We start from the raw sequence: 18,309 nt of genomic DNA on the forward strand, positions 1-18,309 counted from the left end.
GTGGCCGCCAACCCCAACCCCTCAGCCCCTGATTCCCGCAAAGAGTCAGGGGCTGACTCATTTATACTACACGCCAAGCCTAACAGCAGACAGCCGGAAGGAAGGAACTGTTAGGAAGGTAAACGGCTAGATATAGTCCCCGGCTTGGTGGAGACCGCCCCCCCACAGCTACCAGGCAAAGGCCAGACACTTTGTGGGGCCGGGTAGTGGAGTACGCTTCGGTCGGCAGTCGGACGCCAAGGGACCGGCAAGGCACGTTCACCAGGGCCGCCGCCAGGGACCGGCGCCCGCTTGAACGGAGCCCTCACGTGAAGGATGGCACTGCCCGGCGCTCCCGTCAACCACCGAAGGACTAGCTTCAAAAGCAAAAGCAGAAGGCCGCCCCTGATGGGGCGGCCTTCTGCTTTTGATAGTTAGCGGTAATATAAGGACAGCTAAACGAATATGTAGGAGAGGGAGCTCACTACACAAGGACTTGGATACAGAATGGCTCTCTTTAAATAATACTCAAGTAATCTCACAACTCGATTTTCTGTCTTATCAAACTCAAAGAAACTTTACTTCAAAAAAAGCGGCTACAGGAATAACCGGTAGCCGCTTTTTTGAGATGGGTAAATGACTTTCCTTACACATTGATGAACTTAGGGTTTATAAGGTTCTCCATTGAGAAGATCTCATCCCATTTAGCTTGTGTAATTACCTTACGTTCAAGCACTGTAATTTCATGTATGGATTTACCAGTGTTCAGAGCCTCCTTTGCAATAGATGCTGACTCCTCGTAACCCAAAATCGGGTTTAGTGAAGTAACAATTCCGATGCTATTCATTACCATATTGCGGCAAATCTCAACATTGGCTGTAATACCGTCAATGCACTTGCTCTGCAAGGTATAGCAGGCATTCTCCAGGAAGGTTAATGAATTAAATAAGCTGTAGGCTATTACCGGTTCCATGACGTTAAGCTGCAACTGGCCAGCCTCTGCTGCCATAGTCACTGTCATGTCTGCTCCAATTACGTAGTAAGCCGTTTGATTCACTACCTCAGGTATAACAGGGTTAACCTTACCTGGCATAATAGATGAACCTGGCTGCATGCGCGGCAAGTTGATTTCATTGAGGCCGGCACGCGGACCTGAAGAGAGCAAACGCAAATCGTTACAGATCTTAGATACCTTTACCGCACAGCGCTTCATCACCCCGGATACCTGCACGTATGCTCCCGTGTCGCAGGTTGCCTCAATCAAGTCTTCAGCAAGCACAACAGGTACGCCAGTTATCTCTCGCAGTATGTCTGTTACCAGTAGTGGATAGCCCTGTGGCGCGTTGATGGAAGTACCGATGGCTGTTGCCCCCATGTTAATCTCGCAGATCAGCATTTTCACTTCATGCAGGCGCTGAATATCTTCACGGATAGTCGTGGCATAGCCGTGGAACTCGGCCCCTAACGTCATAGGCACAGCGTCTTGCAGTTGCGTTCGGCCCATTTTCAACACTTCTTTGAACTCCTCCGCTTTGCGACCAAAGGACTGTTGTAAGACCTCGAGACTTTCTATGAAAGCCTGAATTTTCCAGTAGAGTGCCAGTCTGAATGCTGTTGGGTAAGCATCGTTCGTAGATTGTGAGCAGTTCACATGGTTGTTAGGATGAAGGATATTATAAGTCCCCTTCGCGTGACCCAAATACTCCAGACCAACATTGGCAATCACTTCATTCACGTTCATGTTTACTGAAGTGCCGGCACCACCCTGAATCATATCTGTTACGAACTGATCCAAGTACTCTCCGGCAATCAGTCTGTCGCTGGCATAAACGATAGCATCCGTTGTTTCTTTGCTCAATATGCCACATCTGTGGTTGGCAAGTGCCGCGGCTTTTTTTACATAGGCGAAGGCCTTTATGAAAAGAGGCTCTTTTGAGATAGGTGTGCCCGTTATATGAAAGTTTTCTAGAGCGCGCGTCGTCTGAATTCCATAGTAGACTCCATAGGGAATTTCTTTTTCTCCCAGGAAGTCGTGTTCAATCCTTACTTTTTCCATGCTATATGCTTAAAGACAAACTTATTTACTCACCCGAATGCTGGGGAGCAGTTGAAACATGTATTTCTATACCTAGATCCTGCGCAACTCCCAGTACAATGTCGCTGCCATACTTCTTACTGCAGCGTAGCTTACCATTTTGGCTATAATCCGTGATCAGGCTCTGGTTTATGATCAGTTTAGAGGCGTACTCCCCATACCTGGCCATTATTTCCTGCTGCACCGCTGTCAGCAACTCTTTGCGACGCTCTGTCTCAGGAGTACGCAAAGGTCTTTGGAAACGATGTTCCGGATAATCGTGGCTGATGTGGTTGGCCTTGGCTGCTTCTTTGGCTTCCTGTAAAGCATCTTCTAGCAACCTTTCATTCTTTGGCTTCTTCAGATTGCCATGTATGCCTCTGGTGTGGTTCAACCATTCGTGTACATCTGTATTCGGGTTATTGGCCAATTCGACCAACGCCTCATTCGGGATTACGAAGTGAGCCGGTTTGTTAAACTGTTTGGCAAGGTTCTCCCGGAAGGTATAAAGCCATTTAAGAAGGTATTGCTGGTAGTAGTTAAGACGGTAGGAGTGCTTGAGACGCAGGTGCGGATTTTCTGACTCCGTATACTTAAGCTGCTCCAACAGGAAGTCTTCCTCTTCGAGCCAGTGCATACGCCCGAGCTTTCCTATCTCCTGTAGTAGCTTAGACTTTACCTTGTGCAAGTAGATCACATCAATGGCTGCGTAGCGGAGCTGGTCTTCCGTGAGGGGCCGCTTATTCCAGTTGCTTGACTGCTGTGACTTATCGATCTCTTTCCCGAATTCCTCTTTAAGAACGGTTGCTAATGAAGAGCGCTCATAGTTTAGGATTTTAGCAGCCACATCGGTGTCGACTATACCTTTTACGGAGCACCCCATTTTATCAAGCAGCAGGATATCGTTATTGGAGTGATGAATGATCTTTGTGATCGCCGGATTTTCCATTAAATGGAAAAAAGGCTTCAAATCATTTATGTAAAACGGGTCTATGATAAAGCATTTTCCTTTGCCATCTGCAATCTGTATCAGGCAAAGGTTAAAGCCATAGGTATAGCGGTTCTGATCAAATTCAAGGTCAACGGCAAGTTCCTCACATTGCTCCAATTGCTGCACAGCCTGACGTAAATCCGTATCAGATGCCACCAGCACTATTGCCACGCCGTCCTCTTCTAAAGATAATTTTTCCATTGGCTAAATTTAAACAAGTATTAAGCCATATCCATACGTCACATGCTATTTTTATTTACCAGATCAGGTATACAAAAGCCCCCTTCCGGCAAACCGAAAGGGGGCTTTTGAACTAAGTAATTATGTATACTACTGAATAGGTTTTTCTTCCGGGATCTCGTCTACCACACCATCATTTACGGTACTGTCCATAACTGTAGTAGTGTCGGTATCTACGTCCATGTCTGCATCCACATCAATATCAGATGTCTCTACTTCGTCAATACGATCAGTTTCTGTGGCTGTGTTGTTATCAGTACCACAAGCTGTGAAAGCAAAAAAAGCGAAGGCAGCGAATGCAAATTTTATTGTCTTTTTCATGATTTTCAAATTTTGTTAAACAAGTAAATTTGTACTTATTTATTCGGTTTATACGGAAAGGTAACCCTTGGGATTAGTTTTTTTTAAAATAATCCCTGTGAATGGATCGTAATATACTGTTAGATAGCGATTTATAATGGCGAAAGATTGGGGTGTCAATAGGTATAACCACAAGGTTATGGCGGTGGGTAAGGTGTAAAATAGAACTTTGCTTATTTGGTGCCAGCTAAAACGGTTCTGCTTTAGTGGAAGCAATTACTACGAATGACCGCTAAAAAAGGAGCCTTCCTGACATTCCAGGAAGGCTTCTTATGAAGAGCTTGGATTATTATTGAACTTCAGATAACGACTTCTCTCGTTTGGCCCTGAATTCAGATTTCTCTCGCCATGCCGGGTAAGTAGTACCATTTGCCACCCGGTAGCCCACCCGGAAATAGAGCTGGAGATCTTCCACAGCACCGTCCAGGTTCCAGTCGTCATATACTTCGTCACTTACTTTGTGGTAGTGCTCGGCTGTGTACTCTTCCTGCTTTTTGGTAATGAAGTCGGCGGCCTGGTCACGGGCCACTATACCTGACTTGGCATAGAGGGCGGGCACACCTTGCTTGGCAAACTCAAAGTGGTCGGAGCGGTAGAAAGAGCCTTTCTCAGGAGATGCCTCCGGAACGATCCGGCGGTTTTGCGTGTGCGCCTCTTCTGCCAGTATATCTTCCAGATCAGAGTTGCCATACCCGATCACGATCACATCCTCGGTAGGGTGATAAGGGTTGAGCACGTCCATGTTGATATTCGCCAGTGTTTTGGTGAGCGGGTATAGCGGATTAGAAGCATAGTACTTGGATCCCAGCAGGCCTTTCTCTTCAGCAGTCACGGCCAAAAACAGAATAGAGCGTTTCGGCTTCTCGGGTAGTTGCGTGAAGGCTTTTGCCAGTTCGATGAGCCCGGCTGTGCCGCTGGCGTTGTCCATGGCGCCGTTGTAGATCTGGTCACCGGGCAGTTTCTCGTCTTTGCCCAGGTGGTCCCAGTGCGCCGTGTATACCACATACTCATCTTTGAGCTGCGGATCAGACCCTTCCAGCTTGGCGATCACGTTCCGCGACTCCACTTCGCGCAGCTGGTTTTTGATCGTGAAGTTTGCCTTTGCATTAAGTGGCACAGGCTTAAAGCCCTTTTGAGCAGCGGCACTCTTCAGCTTTTCGAAGTTATTGCCGGAGGCTGTAAACAGTTCGCGGGCTTTGTCTTCCGTTATCCAGGATTCTACCGCCAGGCGGTCCATGTTCTTACCCGGATTGCTGATGTCAAAGTTCTCCCGACTCCAGCTTCCTGATATCACTTCGTAAGGATAGCCAGCCGGACCGGTTTCGTGAATGATGATGGCAGCGGCAGCGCCCTTCTCGGCTGCGATTTCATATTTGTAGGTCCAGCGGCCGTAATAGGTCATGGCCTTGCCGCCAAACATGGTGCTGTCCAACTGCTCCGGATTGTTCTGGCTAGGTATAGGCGGATCGTTGATGAGCATCACGATGGTCTTGCCTTTTACATCCACCCCTTTGTAATCGTCCCAGCCATACTCAGGGGCCACGATGCCATAGCCCACAAATACCAGGTCAGAATTGTTGACGTTCACATCCTGGACAAAGCGACGCGACACAGCCACGTAATCATCCGGAAAAGAAAGATTGACGGTTTTGCCCCCTGCCGTAAAGTTTGCCTGAGGTTGTGCAGTGAAGCCAAACATAGGAACCTTCTGCACAAACGTGCCGTTCGGGTTGCCCGGCTGTAAGCCCAGCTTCTTAAACTCGCTGGTAAGGTAGTTGACAGTAGAGTCTTCGCCGGCCGTGCCGGGACTGCGGCCTTCGAATGCATCCGAGGCAAGCACCTTAATGTGTTGCAGGAGATCGTTGGCATTGATGCTCTGCTGAGCGGTAAGCAGGCCAGTCGTGTCGCTGGCAACAGCGGTGCTGTCTTTGTCGCTGTCTGCTACATCCCGGGCGTTTTCGTTACAGCCAAAAGCCAGCAGGCCGAGCACAGCCAGGCCGATCATATTTTTTTTCATAGGGTTGTGTTAGTATGTTAAGGTACTGAAGATAATACTTTTATTCCTACCGATGGTTACGGCCGCCTGGATTTCGATCAGGCCGCCACTTCCCAGCTGGCAGGAACGCCCCGGTGCAGTGTTTTGATAAGCTCGAGGCAGGCGGAAAGGTCCTGGTACAGCTGACACTCCCATATAACTACCCGTTGCCAGCCAGCTTCCCGGTATAGCATCCTGTTGTGTTCGTCGCGCAATTGGTTATTGGTAAACTTTTCCTCCCAGAATCGTAGGTTTGACTTGGGGAATGCCGGTTGGCAATACGGGCAGCGATGCCAGAAGCAGCCGTGCACGAAAATAGCCAGTCGGCGGGCGGGAAAACAAATGTCAGGTTTGCCGGGAGCTTTGTGCCAGTGTACCCGGTAACCGCGCAGGCCGTTGTGCCAGAGGGTGCGCCGAAGCAGGAGTTCGGGCTTTGTATCCCGGCTTTTGTTGCCGCGCATATACCTGCTTACCTTTTCCTGGGCTGTGAGTGGTGCAGGCTTTGCTGTATGTTTCTTGACTTTTTTTCTGACGGTCAATTGTGGAGAGGTATGCTCTACACGTAAACAAACAGTCTTTTATGAAAGTGCCGGATAATGGCAGGATTCAATTTTATAATGTGAAAACAGAAAACCAAGTACTGAAATCAGGCCCTTAAAGAAGTTTACTTTTCTCAATCCAGCCCTATATAGAAATAATGTATTTAAAAGTATCATCTTGATTAACAGGAGTATTTGCTTATGCGAATGTATAAAGTTTGATTTGTTGTAAATACTCTTAACTTTGCCTCTAAACACAGCCGTAAACATTAGTTATGGATAAATATACCTATATCGCAAATGCGCACGGAGCCTACATTGACGAGCTGTACAAAGCTTATCAGGAGGATCCGGAGTCAGTTGACTTTGGATGGCGCAAATTCTTCGAAGGCTTTGATTTTTCGACAGCCTACAACGAAAACGGTCATGAGGTTGAAGGTGCACCAGTAGCCGCCCCGGCCAAAGGCACATCAGCCGGCGAATCAGATAAAGAAGTAGCTGTTCGCAACTTTATATATGCCTACCGCACCCGCGGCCACCTGCGTTCTAAAACCAACCCGGTGCGTGAGCGCAAAGACCGCAAAGCCCTGCTGGACCTGAAAGACTTCGGTTTGTCAGAAGCGGACCTGGACACTGTGTTCCAGGTAGGCGAGGTGATCGGCATCGGACCTGCCAAACTGCGCGACATCGTGGCGACGGTGCAGCAGATTTACGAAGGGCCGATCGGCTTCGAGTACATGTACATCCGCGACCCGGAGGTGCTCAAGTGGTTGCAAAACAAAATTGAAAAGGAATTCCCGGCCTTCAACCCAGGTATAGAATACAAAAAGCGCATTCTTTCCAAGCTGAACGAAGCGGTAGTATTCGAAAACTTCCTGCACACGAAATTCTTGGGTCAGAAGCGCTTCTCGCTGGAAGGCGGCGAAACAACGATCCCTGCCCTGGATGCCATCATCGACAAGGCCTCCGATCTGGGAGCCAAGGAAGTGGTGATAGGTATGGCGCACCGTGGTCGCCTGAACGTGCTTGCCAACATCATGGGCAAAACCTATGAGCAGATCTTCTCCGAGTTTGAGGGCACTGCCACACCAGACCTGACCATGGGCGATGGTGACGTGAAGTACCACATGGGCTTCTCTTCAGAGGTGGTGACCCCTACATCCGGCAACACCGTTAATCTGAAGCTGGCACCAAACCCATCGCACTTAGAGGCGGTGAATCCGGTAGTGGAAGGCTTCGTGCGTGCCAAGATCGATTGCATGTATGAGCGCGATCCGAAGCAGATCGTACCAATCCTGATCCATGGCGACGCCGCCCTGGCCGGACAAGGTATTGTGTACGAGGTGACGCAAATGGCCAAGCTGAAAGGCTACCAGACAGGCGGAACAATTCACTTTGTGATCAACAACCAGGTAGGCTTTACCACTGACTTTGAAGATGCCCGCTCTTCTATCTACTGTACGGATGTGGCGAAGATCATCGACGCGCCGGTGCTACACGTGAACGGTGACGATCCGGAAGCAGTGGTGTTTGCCGTGCGTCTGGCCACCGAGTACCGTCAGATGTTCGGCAACGACATCTTCATCGATATGGTGTGCTACCGCCGTCATGGCCACAACGAGGCAGACGAGCCGAAATTCACGCAGCCACACCTTTATAACCTGATTTCGAAGCATCCGAACCCACGTGAGGTATACAACAAGAATCTGATTGCCCGTGGCGATATCAATGCGGAACTGGCCCAGTCGATGGACAAAGAGTTCCGTCAGATGCTGCAGGACCGCCTGGACATGGTAAAGCAGAAGCCCCTTCCTTATAACTACCAGCAGATGGAGAAGGAATGGCAGACACTGCGCCGCTCCAACCCGGAAGACTTCAACCAGTCGCCTGAAACAGGTATAGCTCCTGAGGTGGTGGAACGTGTGGGCAAAGCGCTGTCGACGGTGCCACAGGGCTTCAAGCCACTCAAGCAAATCGAGAAGTTGCTGAAAGACCGCAAAGAGATGTTCTTTGAGACCCGTCAGTTGAACTGGGCTGCGGCCGAACTGCTGGCTTACGGCTCTTTGCTGACAGAGGGCAAGATCGTGCGCCTGAGCGGTCAGGATGTGCAGCGCGGTACGTTCTCGCACCGCCATGCTGTGCTCCGCGACGCCAACACAAGCGCTCCTTACAACAGCTTAAATTATATACAGGATGAGCAGCGCCAACTGGAGATCTACAACTCGCTGCTGTCAGAGTATGGCGTGCTGGGCTTTGAGTTCGGCTATTCGATGGCTAACCCGAGCGCACTCGTTATTTGGGAAGCGCAGTTTGGTGACTTCGCCAACGGAGCACAAGTAATGATCGACCAGTTTGTGGCCGCCACGGAGTCGAAGTGGCAGCGTATGAACGGGGTGGTGATGCTGTTGCCGCACGGTTACGAAGGGCAGGGACCTGAGCACTCCAATGCTCGCCCTGAGCGCTTCCTGCAACTGGCTGCTGAGTACAACATGTTTGTGACGAATATTACAACGCCAGCCAACTTCTTCCACTTCCTGCGTCGTCAGTTGGCCCTGCCTTTCCGCAAGCCGGCTATCAACATGGCGCCGAAGTCATTGCTGCGTCATCCGAGCGTGGTGTCTCCTATAGAAGAATTCACCAAAGGAGGCTTCAGAGAAGTGATCGGCGACGATTATGCATCCGCAAAATCGGTGAAGAAAGTGTTGCTGTGCACTGGTAAGGTATACTTCGACCTGCTGGAAGAACAGCAGAAGAACAAGCGCAAGGACGTAGCCATTATCCGTATGGAGCAACTGGCACCGTTCCCGAAAATGCAGCTGGAGGCCGAACTGAGCAAGTACAAGAACGCCAAGGTATACTGGGTACAGGAAGAGCCGGAAAACATGGGTGGCTGGATGTACGTGCTGCGTGTTATGCGCAACGGCGTAGAAGATCTGGTAGCCCGTAAGCCAAGCGCTTCGCCTGCGACAGGGTATAACAAAATACATGGCAAGGAGCAAGCGGAGTTGATTGAACGCGCATTTGCTATTTAATGAATAATGAATAATGACGAATGATTAATTACTCATTCGTCATTATTCATTATTCACTCGTAAGTCAAAACTGTAATTCATAATCGATAGAAAATATGAGCTTAGAAGTTAAAGTGCCTGCCGTAGGTGAGTCAATCACTGAGGTAACCATAGCCCAGTGGCTAAAGAAAGATGGCGACCGGGTGGAGATGGATGAGGTGATTGCGGAGCTGGAATCTGACAAAGCCACATTCGAACTGCCAGCAGAAGCCGCAGGCATTTTACGCATCGTTGCGCAGGAAGGCGATACCATTGAGGTGGGTGCCACGATCTGCCGCATCGAGCAAAACGGCGAAGCCGGTGGCGCTCCTGCTGCCCCAGCCGCTAAACAAGAAACTGCTGCCCCAACTGCAACTGCCGCTCCGGCTGCACAGGAGTCCGCTCCGGCCGCTGCACAGGGTGCTGGCGAAACCAAAGAAATGCGCGTGCCAACTGTAGGTGAGTCCATTACGGAGGTAACGATTGCCAGCTGGTTGAAAAACGACGGCGACCATGTAGAAATGGACGAGGTAATCGCTGAACTGGAGTCAGACAAGGCGACCTTTGAGTTGCCAGCCGAAGCCGCCGGTACGCTACAGATCGTAGCCCAGCAAGGCGACACGGTAGAGATCGGCGGATTGCTTTGCCGCATTGTACAGGGTGCAGGCGCTGCGAAACCAGCCGCTCAGCCAGGCGCTCCTGCCGCACAGCAGGCTTCTCAGCCAGCCGCTGCCGCTCCGTCAGGCGCACAGACATATGCTTCCGGCACACCATCACCAGCTGCCGGTAAGATTCTTTCCGAGAAAGGCATCAACCCAGCCGATGTGCAAGGTACAGGCCGCGACGGTCGCATTACGAAGGAAGACGCCGTAGGTGCTCAGAAATCAGCTGCGAAACCAGCCACTCCGGCTCCAGCTGCCAAGCAGGAAACTGCCGCTGCCGCACCGGCCGCTGCAGGTGAGCGTAACCAGCGCCGCGAGAAAATGAGCTCGCTGCGTAAGACTGTTGCCCGCCGCCTGGTACAGGTGAAAAACGACACGGCCATGCTGACTACCTTCAACGAGGTGGATATGAAGCCGATCATGGACATCCGTGCCAAGTACAAAGACAAGTTCAAGGAGAAGCACGAAGTTGGCTTAGGTTTCATGTCCTTCTTCACGAAGGCGTGTACAGTTGCTCTACAGGAGTGGCCAGCTGTGAATGCCCAGATCGATGGCAATGACATGATCTTCAATGATTTTGTGGATGTTTCCATCGCTGTTTCCTCTCCGAAAGGCCTGGTTGTACCGGTTATCCGCAACGCGGAAAGCCTGACACTGGACGGTATTGAAAAAGAGGTGATCCGTCTGGCCAAGAAGGCACGTGATGGAAAACTTTCAATTGAGGAGATGACAGGCGGTACCTTCACGATCACTAATGGTGGCGTGTTCGGCTCTATGATGTCAACGCCGATAATCAACGCACCGCAGTCGGCCATTTTGGGTATGCACAACATTGTGCAGCGCCCGGTTGCCGTGGACGGACAAGTGGAGATCCGCCCGATGATGTACCTGGCGCTTTCTTACGACCACCGTATCATCGACGGTCGTGAGTCAGTAAGCTTCTTAGTTCGAGTTAAAGAACTGTTAGAAGATCCGATGAGATTGCTTCTTGGCGTATAATTTTTGAGATAAGGGAGGAGGGGTAAGCGTTAAAGTTTGCTCCTCCTTTTTATTGCGATTATAGAAGAAAGTGTCCCCTTGAGGGGACTATAGGGGTGTTTACCTGCGAGGTGTAAAACATCCCCCTACCCCCTTCAAAGGGGGACCTCCCTGCTACTGTTTCCACTCCTTGGGGGCAGGTGTGGGTTAATCTTTAGCAAAGAATTAAAAACAAAACGAGAGGTATACCTCTCCCTAAAATATAGACAGATGAAATACGATGTAACCGTAATCGGTTCTGGTCCTGGGGGCTACGTGGCGGCGATCCGCTGCGCGCAGCTGGGCCTGAAAACTGCTATCATAGAGAAATACAATGTGCTGGGCGGTACTTGCCTGAACGTGGGCTGTATACCTTCCAAGGCACTCCTCGATTCATCGGAGCACTACCACAATGCGGCGCATACCTTTAAGGAGCACGGCATTGAGTTGAATGACCTGCAGGTGAACATCCAGCAGATGATCAATCGCAAGGCGGGTGTGGTGAAGTCAAATAACGACGGCATCGCCTTCCTGATGAAGAAAAACAAGATCGACACCTACTATGGCCTGGGCTCGTTCGTGAACAAGAACACGATCAAGATTGCAGGTATAGACGGCCAGGAGCAGCAGATCGAGACAGACAAGACGATCATCGCAACAGGTTCCAAGCCAACTTCGCTACCTTTCCTGCCAATCGACAAAAAACGCATCATCACGTCTACAGAAGCTTTAGAACTGAAAGAGGTGCCAAAGAAAATGATCGTGATCGGTGGTGGTGTGATCGGTCTGGAGTTGGGCTCGGTGTACGCCCGCCTGGGTACCAAAGTACAGGTGGTGGAGTACATGGACTCGATCATCCCGACCATGGACCGTGCGCTGGGCAAAGAGCTGCAGCGTGTGCTCAAGAAAACACTGGGCTTCGAGTTCTTCTTCAACCACAAAGTAACCGGCGCTACCAATGAAGGCGAAACAGTAACGGTAACGGCTGAGAATCCGAAAGGCGAAACCATTACGTTTGACGGCGACTATGTACTGGTATCAGTGGGTCGCAAGCCGTACACCGAAGGCCTCGGTCTGGAGAATGCTGGCGTGCAGATGGGCGAGCGCGGTATGATTGCCGTGAACGATCACCTGGAAACCAACGTGCCGGGCATCTACGCCATTGGTGACGTGGTGCGTGGCGCGATGCTGGCCCACAAAGCCGAGGAAGAAGGTGTGTTCGTGGCCGAGACGATCGTAGGTCAGAAGCCGCACATCAACTACAACCTGATCCCGGGTGTGGTGTATACCTGGCCCGAAGTGGCAGGCGTGGGCTTCACTGAAGAGCAGTTGAAAGAGCAGGGCCGTGCCTACAAAATCGGTTCGTTCCCATTCAAAGCGTCGGGTCGCGCCAAGGCGTCGATGGACACGGACGGCTTTGTGAAGGTGCTGGCTGACAAGGAAACAGACGAGATCCTGGGTATGCACATGATCGGTCCGCGCATAGCCGACCTGATCGCGGAGGCTGTTGTGGCGATGGAGTTCCGTGCTTCGGCAGAGGACATCTCCCGCATGAGTCATGCGCACCCAACCTATACAGAAGCCATAAAAGAGGCCTGTCTGGCAGCTACAGAGAACCGCGCCCTGCATATCTAATCGAGTTCATACAATCCTAGTATAAACAGCATCGCCCGAAAAAAGGTGATGCTGTTTTGTTTTATAACTATATAGCGATGATAACTCTTTTAGGAGGTTTTACGTTGTATTAAAACATGAAGCCCTAAACCTAGATAGCTATGAACGATCCGCAGCAATCTTTCGATAAAGCATTAAGAATCATGATGGGACTTGGCGTTCTGCTGCCTTTTTTGCTTGCAAGCTATACCTGTCAGATCATCAGCTCCAGCCTGCTGGAAAAGGCATTGCTGTTCGGCACCGTCTTCATGTTAGCTTTCCTGATCTATTGGATCGTGGTGCGCACCATTGTGCAGTTTCTAGAAGAATAAAAATACCGTCAGGCAACCTTTCCTGGATCTGCTTCATCTAGAGGGTATAAGCTGATATTCCATTCAAACCTTATACCTCAAAACCATGAAAAAATCATTTCTACTCCTGTTTCTGCTGGCAGTGCCTTTCCTGACCTGGGCACAAACGCGCGTGAAGGCCTCTGAAATTATCGCCAAAATAAACCGTGGTGAGGCTGTGACCTATAAAAATGCTGAGATTGTGGGGGTGCTGGATCTGACGCGCCTGGACAACATGCGCCTCGAGAAAAAAGCTGACGGTAAGAATAGTACAGATGAGTATATCAGTACCGTAAAAGTACCGCTGACCTTTATTGACTGCACGTTCAAAGATGATGTGCTGGCTTATTACAATTCGGATAACGAGGACATAAAGATTCTTAACAGGAAAAACGAAGTATATAACACTAATTTCGACAAGGCGGTACGTTTTGAGAATTGTGTCTTTGAAGGATACAGCGCTTTCAAATACTCGAAGTTTAAAGAAGATGTATCGTTTGCAGGCAGCAATTTCCGGCATGAGGCAAATTTCAAGTATAGTAAGTTTTCGAAATCAGCCGATTACAGTACAACGAAGTTTGCGGAAGAAGCCAATTTCAAATATGTGACGTTTCCTGAGCAGACAAGCTTTGGGAATGCTTCTTTCAAAAGAGAGGCTAACTTCAAATACGCCAAGTTTAGTGGAGACGCTGACTTCAAGGCAGCAGACTTTAGAGGCCTGGCCAACTTTAAGTATACCAAAGTGGCAAATAACATGCACTTGCAAAAGGCCATGTTTAGAGGCGAGGAGGACTTTAAGTACACAAAAGTCAATAACCGAATGGTCTTCAGCCGAACTGCCAACTAACTAGTTTCCTTGCCTTCGAGCAAGTAGACCAATCTTGACAAGGTACCACCCGGTAACAACTCAGGTATAGGTGCCAGCCCAAGCCATTGGGTGCGCACCTGGTTAACCAGCGCCAAACTAAGCGGCTGCTTATACCTCAGAGCAGCCACGCTCACTGCTATAGCTGACTTGAGTGCGTTGGCTTTTACGCGCAGGGTGTGCCGGCTATACCTGGCCGGGTGCAGATGCACGTACCTTCCTTCGACTACGCCCCAACGCAGCACCCACTCGCTTTCGTCAGACAAACTGATCATCTGATATTCTGCTTCACTGCCCGACAGGTATAGCCGGTAAGCACCCGGCTCGAGGGCACGGTGCGCCTGCAGGTATGCGATGGTTTCGTGGGCGATCTGCTGTGGTGAAAGCGGGCCGAGGTATAAGTCGGGCTGTGAACTGCCAAGCGTCTTGAGTTGTGCCTGCAGAAGAGAGTCGTTTGCATCGTTATGCGCCTGTATGAACTCCCGGATGTAACCCAGGTGATGCTTCAAAGGATGAAAGAGAATAGGCTGTGGCAGATCCGGTGGTAGCATAGCTTTTCTACGAAGGGAAAGTATAGCGGGTAAATTATTTTCCAAAGCGCAGGCAACCTCTCGCCCCACTATTTCATCTTTATCATGATTGAAGCAAAATAGTGAGGTATTGCGTTTCGTTTTAACTTTAATAAGAGTTTTAGAGCTGAAACTGCTTTGAAGAGAGGTAATCGATTTGATAGACAAACTATACCTGTCAATCGATACAAACCTCCTGTAGGTATAGTATCTCAGAAACTTAGCTCTATATAGAGCACCTTGCACCGCAATTAGCAGTAATTTATTTGCCATCATTTTGGACTGCCGCCTATGATACAGCTGGAAAATATACACAAATACTACGCGGTGGGGCGCAACAGACTGCACGTGCTCAAGGGCATCGACATGCACATTGAGGAAGGCGAACTGGTGTCTATCATGGGTTCTTCGGGCTCCGGCAAATCCACTTTGCTCAACATCCTCGGCATCCTCGACGACTACGACAGCGGCAGCTATACCCTGGCAGGCACGCCCATCCGAAACTTGTCGGCTGCAAAGGCGGCCTATTACCGCAATAAGTTTCTGGGCTTTGTGTTTCAATCTTTTAACCTACTCTCTTTCAAAAACGCGATGGAGAACGTGGCCCTGCCGCTCTACTATCAGAACGTTGGCCGCAAGCAGCGCAACAAACTGGCCCTGGAGTACCTCGACAGGGTGGGCCTGAAAGACTGGGCAGAACACTCCCCCAACGAAATGTCAGGCGGGCAGAAACAGCGGGTGGCCATCGCCAGAGCGCTTATTTCACAGCCCAAACTTATCCTAGCTGACGAACCGACCGGCGCCCTCGACACGCAGACTTCCTATGATGTGATGGACATCTTTAAAGACGTGAACAGCAAAGGGATGACGGTGGTAATCGTGACGCACGAAAACGACATCGCGGCCCAGACGCACCGCGTCATCCGGCTCAAAGACGGCCTGATCGTGAACAGCGACCACAGTGCCGAAGAGGCAGTTCTGGCAGCAGAAGCGGTGGCGGCGAAAAGCTAAGGTATACCGACAACAATCAATAATTAACAACCAGCAATCCAACACATGTTCGACCTAGACAAATGGCAGGAGATACTCGGGACGATGCAGAAGAACAAGCTGCGTACGTTCCTGACCGCCTTTGGGGTGTTCTGGGGCATCTTTATGCTAGTGTTGTTGCTGGGCGCCGGCAAAGGACTGGAGAACGGGGTATACAACCGCTTCGGAGCCGGAGCCAAGAATAGCATCTACGTCTGGACCGGCAAGACTGCGCTGGCCCACCAAGGTATGTCGCCAGGCCGTGAGATAAAACTGACCAATCAGGACCTGGCGTCGGTGCACAGGGATGTGGAAAACGTGCAGTTGCTATCGCCGCGCAACCGGGTGATGGGAGAGTATACCATCAATTACAAAACCCAGAACGGCTCTTACCAGGTGTTTGGTGCCGAACCGGGTTTCCTGAAAATAAACGGCGAGATACCGTTCAGAGGCCGTCTGCTCAACGAAATCGACGAGCGTGAAAAACGCAAGGTGGTCGTGATTGGCGATCAGGTGAGCAAAGTGCTGTTTGGAGAAGGCGACCCGGTGGGCGAGTACGTCAACATCAAAGGGATACACTTTAAAGTAGTGGGCACTTTTAAGATGCGCGGCAACAACAGCAGTCGTCGTGAGGAGCGGGCTTACATCCCCTTCTCGACCCTGCAGGCCGCCTTTAACCAGCCCAACCAGGTACAGATGATGGCACTGGTGGCCGAACCCGGCGTGAGTGCCAAAGACATGGAGGCCCGGCTGCGCAACCTGCTGGCCGAACGGCATAAGTTCTCCAGCGAAGACAAAATGGCCATCGGGGTGGAAAACACAGAGGCGGAGTTTTTGAAAGTGATGGGTCTCTTCAATGGCATCAAGATATTTGTGTGGATTGTAGGTATAGGCACTCTCATTGCCGGCATCGTGGGCGTGAGCAACATCATGCTGATCATCGTGAAGGAGCGCACCCGCGAGATCGGTGTGCGCAAGGCTTTGGGGGCAACGCCGTTTTCCATCGTGAGCCTGATTCTGCAGGAGTCGGTGGTGATCACGGCCTTTTCGGGCTACCTGGGCTTACTGGCAGGCACCGGTGTGCTCGCAGGTCTGGAGTATCTGATGGAATCGTCGGGGGCGGAGGCGCCTTTCTTCGCTAGTCCCGAAGTGGACCCCGGTGTAGCGCTGGCCGCTACCCTGATCCTGGTGATTTCCGGGGCCCTGGCCGGCCTGATGCCCGCACTGAAAGCGGCTCGCATCAAACCGATAGAGGCGCTGAGGGCAAGTTAGAGTTGTGATTTAGTGAATGAGTGATTGAGCGATGGAATTTGCGAGTTAGTGTTTGAGCGATTTTTATTTTTGATTTAACAGGTGGCTAATTGAAGATAAAACTACTGAATCGAATGGTCTTTCATTTTAGATGAATTGTGAGCACGATAATTACTTATAGCCACGCCCCAATCATTAACCCAATAACCCAAAACATTAAACCGAAAATCAACCAAACGAATACTCACTAAAGGCTTAATAATTCAATCAAAAAGAAATAAACATTCACTCAACCACTCATTCAAAAACTAAAAACCTCACTAAATCACTAAACCACTCCATCAAAACTAAAGCATGATCGACATTGATAAATGGACCGAGATTTATAACACCGTAAAGAAGCACAAGCTGCGTACGGCGCTGACGGCTTTTGGGGTGTTCTGGGGCATTTTCATGTTGGTGCTTTTGCTAGGGGCGGGCAAAGGGCTAGAGAAAGGGATCACGTCTGAGTTCAATGTGGCCAAGAATGCCGTGTTTGTGTGGACGCAGCGCACGAGTGTGCCTTACATGGGCCTGAAAGCGGGGCGCTTCATCCAGATGACTAACGACGACATAGACGCCATCCGTGCCTTTGTGCCGGAGGTGGGGGTGATTGCGCCGAGTAACCAGCTACAGGGCAGCTTCTCGGTGGTATACGGTACCAAAAGCTCGGCTTTTACCGTGAATGGCGAAACGCCGGAAGTGCTGCAGGTGAAGCCGACCAATGTGGTGAGTGGCCGTTTTATCAACCAGAAAGACATAGTGGAGCGCCGCAAAGTAGCCGTGGTAGGGCCGCGCACCCTGGAGTTGCTGTTTGCAGAAGGGGTAGACCCGATCGGCAAGTACATCAGCATCAAAGGCATTTATTTTCAGGTGGTGGGCACGTTTAAGCCGCTCGGCAAAGACGAAGACGTAGTGCAGGACGCCCAGACCATTTACATACCGAACACTACCCTGCAGCAGGCTTTCAACCAGCCTAATCAAGTGAATTTCTTTGCCATGACGCCAAAGTCAGGTATACCTGCTGCAGTGGTGGAGGAGAAAGTGAAGGCCCTGCTGATGAAACGGCACAAAGTGGCCCCGACAGATCTGAAAGCTTTCGGATCAGCGAATGTGGAGAAAGAGTTTCAGGATGTGCAGGGGCTGTTTGCAGGTATAGCGGGCTTTAGTTGGCTGGTGAGCATCGGCACCATCGTAGCCGGTATCATCGGGGTAGGCAACATCATGCTGATCGTAGTGAAGGAGCGGACCAAAGAAATCGGTATACGCAAGGCCCTGGGCGCAACGCCCCTGTCCATCGTGAGCCTGATCATACAGGAATCCATTGTGATCACGGGCTTTGCCGGCTACATTGGTTTGCTGGCTGGCACCGGGCTCATCGCTGCCATCGAAGGCTTTATGGTGGATAACAACGTGCAGGCAGGCTTTTTCGGTCCGCCGGAAGTGAACCCGGCCGTGGCTGTGACGGCAACTGTGCTACTGGTAGTGGCCGGCGCCTTGGCCGGTCTTATACCTGCCACCAAGGCTGCCCGCGTGAATCCGGTAGTCGCCCTGCAGGAAGAGTAATAGGAACGTCGAATCAACAAGATTATAATTGAACAACTAC

At 50.6% G+C, this 18,309-nt stretch carries 14 protein-coding genes; 8 read left to right on the plus strand and 6 right to left on the minus strand.

All coding sequences use genetic code 11. The annotated features are described in order from the left end of the window. Nucleotides 1-625: 625 nt before the first annotated feature. From aspA to Q4E40_RS19585, 5 genes are all read right to left on the minus strand, one after another. On the minus strand, nt 626-2,035 hold the full coding sequence (aspA, locus tag Q4E40_RS19565; protein WP_303414747.1) for an aspartate ammonia-lyase: 1,410 nt from the start codon (nt 2,033-2,035) through the stop codon (nt 626-628). A gap of 25 nt (nt 2,036-2,060) precedes the next feature. Beyond that, nucleotides 2,061-3,245 carry a ribonuclease D gene (locus Q4E40_RS19570; protein WP_303414749.1) on the minus strand — a complete coding sequence of 395 codons (1,185 nt, stop codon included), beginning with the start codon at nt 3,243-3,245 and terminating at the stop codon, nt 2,061-2,063. A 129-nt stretch (nt 3,246-3,374) separates the two neighbouring features. Further along, nucleotides 3,375-3,605 carry a hypothetical protein gene (locus Q4E40_RS19575; RefSeq protein WP_303414751.1) on the minus strand — a complete coding sequence of 77 codons (231 nt, stop codon included), beginning with the start codon at nt 3,603-3,605 and terminating at the stop codon, nt 3,375-3,377. Nucleotides 3,606-3,933: 328 nt separating this feature from the next. Continuing rightward, complete coding sequence (locus Q4E40_RS19580) at nt 3,934-5,661, minus strand: M28 family metallopeptidase (RefSeq protein ID WP_303414753.1); 1,728 nt, start codon at nt 5,659-5,661, stop codon at nt 3,934-3,936. Between the two features lie 77 nt (nt 5,662-5,738). Further along, nucleotides 5,739-6,218: a very short patch repair endonuclease gene (locus tag Q4E40_RS19585; protein WP_303414754.1), complete on the minus strand. Its 480-nt coding sequence runs from the start codon at nt 6,216-6,218 to the stop codon at nt 5,739-5,741. A gap of 275 nt (nt 6,219-6,493) precedes the next feature. Between Q4E40_RS19585 and Q4E40_RS19590 the strand changes: the two genes are divergently transcribed. The 5 genes from Q4E40_RS19590 (at nt 6,494) to Q4E40_RS19610 (ending at nt 13,797) form a co-directional block, all read left to right on the plus strand. Continuing rightward, nucleotides 6,494-9,250, plus strand: coding sequence for a 2-oxoglutarate dehydrogenase E1 component (locus Q4E40_RS19590; protein ID WP_303414756.1), 2,757 nt, complete (start codon nt 6,494-6,496; stop codon nt 9,248-9,250). A gap of 95 nt (nt 9,251-9,345) precedes the next feature. Then, nucleotides 9,346-10,929: a 2-oxoglutarate dehydrogenase complex dihydrolipoyllysine-residue succinyltransferase gene (gene odhB / locus Q4E40_RS19595; protein WP_303414758.1), complete on the plus strand. Its 1,584-nt coding sequence runs from the start codon at nt 9,346-9,348 to the stop codon at nt 10,927-10,929. 249 nt (nt 10,930-11,178) lie between these two features. Then, a complete protein-coding gene (gene lpdA / locus Q4E40_RS19600) occupies nt 11,179-12,582 on the plus strand; it encodes a dihydrolipoyl dehydrogenase (RefSeq protein WP_303414760.1) in 1,404 nt (467 codons plus the stop codon). A 140-nt stretch (nt 12,583-12,722) separates the two neighbouring features. Beyond that, on the plus strand, nt 12,723-12,932 hold the full coding sequence (locus Q4E40_RS19605; RefSeq protein WP_303414762.1) for a hypothetical protein: 210 nt from the start codon (nt 12,723-12,725) through the stop codon (nt 12,930-12,932). 85 nt (nt 12,933-13,017) lie between these two features. After that, nucleotides 13,018-13,797, plus strand: a complete 780-nt coding sequence (locus Q4E40_RS19610) for a pentapeptide repeat-containing protein (RefSeq protein WP_303414765.1) — start codon at nt 13,018-13,020, stop codon at nt 13,795-13,797. On the opposite strand, the gene Q4E40_RS19615 is transcribed toward Q4E40_RS19610, so the two are convergent. Further along, entirely contained in the window at nt 13,794-14,366 is a 573-nt protein-coding gene (locus Q4E40_RS19615) for a hypothetical protein (RefSeq protein WP_303414768.1), read from the minus strand. The two genes, Q4E40_RS19610 and Q4E40_RS19615, sit on opposite strands and share 4 nt — an antisense overlap. A 309-nt stretch (nt 14,367-14,675) precedes the next feature. Here Q4E40_RS19615 and Q4E40_RS19620 point away from each other — a divergent pair, with 309 nt between their 5' ends. The 3 genes from Q4E40_RS19620 to Q4E40_RS19630 all read left to right on the plus strand — a co-directional run bounded on the left by Q4E40_RS19620 (nt 14,676) and on the right by Q4E40_RS19630 (nt 18,269). After that, nucleotides 14,676-15,395, plus strand: coding sequence for an ABC transporter ATP-binding protein (locus tag Q4E40_RS19620; RefSeq protein ID WP_303414770.1), 720 nt, complete (start codon nt 14,676-14,678; stop codon nt 15,393-15,395). A gap of 45 nt (nt 15,396-15,440) precedes the next feature. Then, complete coding sequence (locus tag Q4E40_RS19625) at nt 15,441-16,685, plus strand: ABC transporter permease (RefSeq protein ID WP_303414772.1); 1,245 nt, start codon at nt 15,441-15,443, stop codon at nt 16,683-16,685. Between the two features lie 333 nt (nt 16,686-17,018). Further along, nucleotides 17,019-18,269, plus strand: a complete 1,251-nt coding sequence (locus Q4E40_RS19630; RefSeq protein WP_303414774.1) for an ABC transporter permease — start codon at nt 17,019-17,021, stop codon at nt 18,267-18,269. The last annotated feature ends 40 nt before the right edge of the window (nt 18,270-18,309 follow it).

Origin of the sequence: Pontibacter coccineus, from assembly GCF_030546575.1 — a bacterium.
Lineage (GTDB): Bacteria > Bacteroidota > Bacteroidia > Cytophagales > Hymenobacteraceae > Pontibacter > Pontibacter coccineus.